Origin of the sequence: Sporosarcina sp. P16b (assembly GCF_002743065.1) — a bacterium.
Lineage (GTDB): Bacteria > Bacillota > Bacilli > Bacillales_A > Planococcaceae > Sporosarcina.
Map to the genome: position 1 here is coordinate 49,489 of NZ_PDYO01000019.1, position 6,270 is coordinate 55,758.

At 36.3% G+C, this 6,270-nt stretch carries 9 protein-coding genes; 3 read left to right on the forward strand and 6 right to left on the reverse strand.

Translation table 11 applies throughout. The features are described 5' to 3' along the window. The first annotated feature begins 104 nt into the window (after positions 1-104). The 3 genes from CSV77_RS14955 to gloA all read left to right on the forward strand — a co-directional run bounded on the left by CSV77_RS14955 (position 105) and on the right by gloA (position 1,995). The gene (locus CSV77_RS14955) at positions 105-590 is read left to right on the forward strand and encodes a nucleoside deaminase (protein WP_099674024.1); all 486 of its coding nucleotides are present in this window, start codon (positions 105-107) and stop codon (positions 588-590) included. 234 nt (positions 591-824) lie between these two features. Next, positions 825-1,526: a hydroxyacylglutathione hydrolase gene (gloB, locus tag CSV77_RS14960; protein ID WP_099674025.1), complete on the forward strand. Its 702-nt coding sequence runs from the start codon at positions 825-827 to the stop codon at positions 1,524-1,526. Positions 1,527-1,614: 88 nt separating this feature from the next. Continuing rightward, the gene (gloA, locus tag CSV77_RS14965) at positions 1,615-1,995 is read left to right on the forward strand and encodes a lactoylglutathione lyase (protein ID WP_099674026.1); all 381 of its coding nucleotides are present in this window, start codon (positions 1,615-1,617) and stop codon (positions 1,993-1,995) included. 858 nt (positions 1,996-2,853) lie between these two features. On the opposite strand, the gene CSV77_RS14970 is transcribed toward gloA, so the two are convergent. The 6 genes from CSV77_RS14970 to CSV77_RS14995 all read right to left on the reverse strand — a co-directional run bounded on the left by CSV77_RS14970 (position 2,854) and on the right by CSV77_RS14995 (position 6,226). After that, the gene (locus CSV77_RS14970) at positions 2,854-3,273 is read right to left on the reverse strand and encodes a hypothetical protein (RefSeq protein WP_099674027.1); all 420 of its coding nucleotides are present in this window, start codon (positions 3,271-3,273) and stop codon (positions 2,854-2,856) included. Positions 3,274-3,386: 113 nt separating this feature from the next. Beyond that, positions 3,387-3,839: a hypothetical protein gene (locus tag CSV77_RS14975; protein WP_099674028.1), complete on the reverse strand. Its 453-nt coding sequence runs from the start codon at positions 3,837-3,839 to the stop codon at positions 3,387-3,389. Between the two features lie 142 nt (positions 3,840-3,981). Further along, a complete protein-coding gene (locus tag CSV77_RS14980) occupies positions 3,982-4,416 on the reverse strand; it encodes a hypothetical protein (protein ID WP_099674029.1) in 435 nt (144 codons plus the stop codon). Between the two features lie 118 nt (positions 4,417-4,534). After that, positions 4,535-4,843: a hypothetical protein gene (locus tag CSV77_RS14985; protein ID WP_099674030.1), complete on the reverse strand. Its 309-nt coding sequence runs from the start codon at positions 4,841-4,843 to the stop codon at positions 4,535-4,537. Between the two features lie 113 nt (positions 4,844-4,956). Continuing rightward, entirely contained in the window at positions 4,957-5,319 is a 363-nt protein-coding gene (locus tag CSV77_RS14990) for a hypothetical protein (RefSeq protein WP_099674031.1), read from the reverse strand. Positions 5,320-5,713: 394 nt separating this feature from the next. Continuing rightward, positions 5,714-6,226, reverse strand: a complete 513-nt coding sequence (locus tag CSV77_RS14995) for a hypothetical protein (protein ID WP_099674032.1) — start codon at positions 6,224-6,226, stop codon at positions 5,714-5,716. Positions 6,227-6,270 lie beyond the last annotated feature (44 nt).

Here is a 6,270-nt window from a genome sequence, read left to right on the forward strand (position 1 = left end):
TGGTACCTAGTAGAGAAGTAGATGGTAGAATTGGAAACATAATAGTATATGTATGTTAAAAGAAGTGCTATAAAGGGAAGTAAAGAATAAGGAGGGATTCATTCATGTTACAAGAAAGTGAAATGAAGCACTTACAACGATCTGTCGAATTAGCAGAAATTGCGCTACGTAAAGGTGATCAGCCATTTGGTTCGGTGTTAGTTTCAGCGAGTGGTGAAGTGTTAGCTGAAGATCATAATCGTACAAGTGGTGGCGATCCAACGCAACATCCGGAATTCGCTTTAGCACGTTGGGCCGCAGACCATATGGACGCAGATGACAGAGCGAAAGCGACAGTGTTTACGTCAGGTGAACATTGCCCGATGTGTGCATCAGCCCATGGGTTAGTCGGTTTGGGACGGATTGTGTATGCTAGTTCATCGAAACAGTTAACGCAGTGGAAGAAAGATATGGGGGTAACAACGCCTGCTCCTGTGAACAGTTATCCAATTCAAGAAATGGTGCCTGCTATAGAAGTAGTTGGGCCGATAGAAGAGTATGCGGAGCAAGTGCGAGAGTTGCAACAGCAGTACTATCAGAACAATAACTGAAGTAGATTATGCGAAGAGAGCCGTTTGTTTTGGCTCTCTTCGCATAATGATTAACAAAACTTTTTTTCGAAATTACAGAATTAAGGATTGAATTACAGACAGAGGAGATTGTCTCCTTCATGTATATTAATAATCTCTGTGTTATGATAACGGGATAAAATAAAACATGTCAGTGGAAGGGGAAAAAGTCTTCAAACCGCAAATTAACTAGTTAAAAAGGGGAGGAATCCTAAAGTGATTATTCATCCAATTAAAGCCTTTTCTGATAATTATATATGGTGTATTCAAGAAGAAACAGAGGTAGTGGTGGTGGATCCAGGAGAAGCGAAAGGTGTCCTTGATTACCTTGAAGAAAAGCAGCTTCGTTTGGCGGCCATTCTTTTAACTCATATGCATGAAGACCATACTGGTGGGGTACGGGAAATTCTAGCGAGTCATCCGGAAAGTGTAGTTTATGGACCGGCAGAAACGAAAGACTTGGTGAATAGTGTTGTAAAGGAAGGGGACTCCTTTAACTTATTAAATCAAACTGTCCAAGTCTACGAATCAGGCGGTCATACGCATGGCCATATCAGTTTTTTTATGGGAAATCATCTCTTTTGCGGGGATGCCTTGTTCTCAGCAGGATGCGGTCGGGTGTTTACCTGCGATTACGAAGCTCAATATGAAACTTTGCAGAAGTTTAAGCGTTTGGATGATGATATACATGTTTATCCCGGCCACGAGTATACCGAAACTAATTTACGCTTTGCATACGAAATGCATCCCGATAATGAAAAAATCTCCAAATCATTGGAAGAAGTCCAGGAAATGCGTGCGAAAGGTCAGCCAACGCTCCCGTCAACGATCGGCAGGGAGAAGGAAATTAACCTCTTTCTGCAAGCGGAAACATTGGAAGACTTTATCGAATTACGTAACGCGCGTGATAACTTCTAGGATAACTAACTTTATGCAATCGCATAAAGTGTACTGATATAGTATCTATGATAAGATTAAGTCAATAAAATCATGGAGGATGATAGTGATGAACCAAGTGCTTGTTGAAATTTGTTTACGTGTTAGAGACATTGATGCTACTTTAGATTTTTATACGGAGCTTTTTGATTTTGAAGTAGCCAGTCGCAGAGAATTCCCTGAGGATAAATTTGATTTAATCTACCTAAATTCACCAGGTTCTTCCGTACAAATAGAACTTACGTATAATTATGATGCAGAACCATATGTGATAGGAAATGGTTTTAGTCATTTAGGCGTAACAGTAGATGACTTAGAGAAAATGCATGAAATTTGTAAAGCTTCTTCTTATGAAACAGGTGATTTGAAAGGACTTGCAGGCGGAACACCTTCTTACTTCTTTGTTACTGACCCTGATGGCTATAGAATCGAAGTAAAGCGTAAGCACTAAAACGTTCTAAATACAAAAATGATTGTAAAAAGCCTAACCCTCCAGACTCTACTTACAAAATAGAGAAACGAGGTGTAGGCTTTTATTTTGGTTCTGTAATAAATGTTGAGGTTTTTGTATTTGTGAGTTCTAAGACTTTTACCTGAACGTCAGGAGAAAGACTTACATTTTCCAGATGAAGATTATGCAGCACTTTTCTAAATTCTTTTGATTCAAAATTCGATTAACTACTTTACCAAATGTTCTTTATTAAGCGAATCATCATTCTTGGGATAAACATCAAGACGTTCCAAGCCACTTCAAATAAGATCGAATCCCTAAGCTCAATTAGGATATCTTTAAAAAAGCCGTTTCGTTTTTTTCTATTATTTTTCATCTTCTAAACCTCAATAACTCATTTATTTGAATATTAATCTGTTTTTTGTTGCAATAACTCATTTATTTGAATATTAATCTATTTTTTGTTGCAATAAATATATGTTTTGCGATAAAACTCCTATTTTACTACATATATTTATCCATGCGCAAAGTCCTAATCTTTTTTAACTACTATTCTGTCCCTTTAGTTTAATTATAATAAGAGCTGTCTTAGCAGCTCAATGATCTTCAAGTAAAGCGCCCGTTTGCTTCAATTCAATAAGAACTATTGCTAGAGCTATTATTAATTTTACTTCGTTTAACCGAGAAAATTATAGACATAATAAATATTAAGCATAATAAATAGAAGTCGTATTGGGTTAATAATTCTTGCTGTCTTTTAATAGCAAAAATCACCTTTGCAGTAATGGCTCCTAATGCGCAGAGCGGTATAGAAAAATCTATTATAAAAATCTTTAATTTCTCCAATAGTATTCACTTTTAAGACTGACCCAGTGAATTAGTTCTTGTCTTTATGGCAAGTTTATTCAAAAACAGCCAAATGTGAAGATAAAGAACTGAACCCACAATGCCTAAAACTAGATACTCCATAACTCCTTCGCTCCATCCGTTTCTTACAAAATCTCCTAAGGCATAAATGTTACAAATTATTCCCGAAAATATAAATATAATTAAAGAAATAAAGTAATTTCGTGATTTTAAAAACTCTTGTACAAAGAAATCTACGCATAAAGTGATAAAACCACCAATCAAAAAGACTGGCAATACAAAAAATCCCCATAACACAAGAAAATCAGTTAGCTCAAAGTAATTTAATGAATCAAAATAGCTTAATGAAATCAGTTGTACAAATATAAAACTGCTAACAAAACTAGTGATTGCATAGATAATTAATATCATTCTTCATTCTCCTTTTTAACAAAGAAAGGACCATTTCAATTAAAAATATGGCCCTATTACTGGATAGGGTGCAGATCCCTTATACAAGAATCGCGCCCGTTTGTTGAAAAGTATTAATGAAATTTAAACCAGGCAAACCATTGCCCCTGTTTGTTTTTAGTAACAAAAATTTGTCTATGTGATGCATCATATGCCGGTAAATATTGTGGGAATAGTAATTCTACAAACCAAGAATTATCAGCTATTTCTTCTCCGCAATAATTTTTAGCCATTCCGTAATAATCCTCCAGATGCAATGACTTTGAAAGATGTGATTTTGAAAGATGCGCTATGGTTTCTATTTTCCAACCCTTATAATCATCCTCTTTATAAACCTCAGGAATGATTGTATTCAATGCATTTATGAGACCTTTATCTGAATCTGCACGTCCTAATTTTTGTGAATCCGGACATTTACCATTGTTAATTAAAAAGGGAGGTTTTTCATCTGTTTCAGCAAATGATATTTGAGTGTATATAAAAACCCCCAAAATACACATGTAAATAATTATTCGTAAATGATTCATGTCATCACTCCTTGTATGGTTATTATCCATAAAACAAGGGTTTTTATGCCATCCATTAATTAACGATTTGGCCCATTTTACAGAACAGACGCAGTTTCTTTTGATTGCAATGCTGCAATCGCGCCCGATTGAGGAAGATTTATTAACTATATCTTTTGTTCAATTTGAGACCTTTTCTATAACTCCAAAAAACATAACCACTAAGACACAGCTGAACAATGCCAATAATTAAAAAGGGGCCAGTTACTATATACATTTCACCAACGGCAATGTATTGAAAAGCCAAACCGAACAAGAAAACTGCTCCCATAACAGCAGATGCATACCAAGAACTATTATGTTCTTTTTTAAAACTTAACACTGCCGCTATAATATTACCGAGTCCAAATATGACAACTGCTAAAATTCCAGGCATAACCCAACTATCAAAAGGAAGATTGGACACCCAACTGTCGGGATATGGATCAGCAAAAAACGTTCCCTTACTCGACGTTATCATTTGAACTCCTAGCCAAATTGCACCCATCGCCATAAACAAATCATAAATGCCCAACACGATTGCACCAGTTTTACGCATTACCTTCCCCTCCCCAGATAATAACTTATAAAAGTTTTAGCATAACTGTTCAACAAAATAGCGCGTTAATGGCATAAAATTTGTCCAACAATCGCACCCGATTGATGAAAAATAATTGTTAAGTGTTTCCGTAATACTCCGCAAAATATAAAAAACCATATTTCTTTACAAGAAAGTTTCTTAATTCTCCTTGTGTTGCTTTTTCTATTGGTGGTTTTGTTAGGCTGTATGCTTTAGCATTTAATTTGGCAAATTTCTCTTTATCTACTTCGTTGTGGTATTCATCATCAACAACTTTTGAAATGACCGCTGCCTTTGGATAACCAATGGTAAATACGTGTGTTCTTAATGCAATGTTAGGCGTTGAGTTCAGGATTATAAAAATAAAAACCGCTAGAGCTACAATGATAATAGTGCTTTTTTTCATAAATTCTCCCCTTGTGATTTTTTATACTTTGCTCAATCGCTATTTAACAATCTGGCCCGATTCTGGAACAACACTATGCTGCAATCGCACCCATTTGCTTAGCATTAGTTTATTTATTCGCTTGGCATATAGCCAACTACTTCATTTGTATTCGAATCAACGAGGATTAATGGTGTCCCAGTTACAGCGTTATCTACATCTTCAAATGAAACTTCCAGCAATTCTTTTCCATCATATGTTTGATCTAATAATACGTATTTACTATCAGCATTTACTTTTTCCACTTTGGCACTTTCAAAATCATCTTTCGCTCGGTCTTGCCAGCCTTTTTCATTTAAAAATTCCCACGCTGCAGCTTTAACATCTTCATGGCTATCTATTTCACTTGCGTTTTCTATAACTGGTTTATTTGAACAACCCGCAATAAGTATTATCGAAAAAACTGTTAATACTAAGTAAACGAATTTAACTTTCATTCCAGCTTCACCTCCTTGACAGGTAGACGGCATATTGCTAAGTAAGTTACATGATTTTGGCCCGCTTGCTTAATAAGCCAACCTCTTATAATCCATTTTAGCATAAAATCCCTTTTCTACTTTGATTTTTTCAATTTTCATAAAAATGTATTCTAGGAAACCATCCCACTCATCAATTAGCAAGTAAATTAATAACAGCATATAAATTTATCCGCTGTTATTAATTTGACTATCCATTTTAAGGCGATTTACTATCGATATGCATCTATAACCTCGATACAACAATAAAAATAGGGGACACCGATTCATATACGAATCGTGTCCCCATTTGCCACGCATTTAAAAGCTTCTTTCCATGTACCGAACCCATATCTCCATGTGAACAGCACGTTACCTAAGCCGATGAACTTTTTTCAGCCCGTGGCCAAATGAAGTAGGAGAGTGAGATCACCATATCAAGGTCTACAATGAGCGCCCATAACTTCAACATTTGAGATAGTGCTTCCGTTTTATTGGCATCTTCAATTAGGTAAATCATTGCAAACAAGAATCCGCCACCGATGAAAAATGCTAGTATATGTTGCAACGCACCTTTCACGGAATGGCGTGCATGCGCATATCCTGTTTTCTTTGCAGGTTTTGTCCCTTGCTTCTTGACGTAGTAAAGAAAACGTTCATCCGCCCAGCGAATCAGACTTTTTCCGAATGCGATCGATACCCCGAGATAAATCGCCGCAATGGCATGAACTTGAGTGGCAATAGCGCCGTTATAAAGATCAGTCGCCGTGACCACTAGCAATAGTAAATCGATGACTGGTGTTAACGCTAGAAAAAATAAACCGAGTCGTTTTTTATTACATACATATCGTGTAATGAGACCCGCAAGAATAACGACCCAAAAGCCTATTTCACAACACTGACACCAGGAAGCCCCTCATTTCAATGATGGGG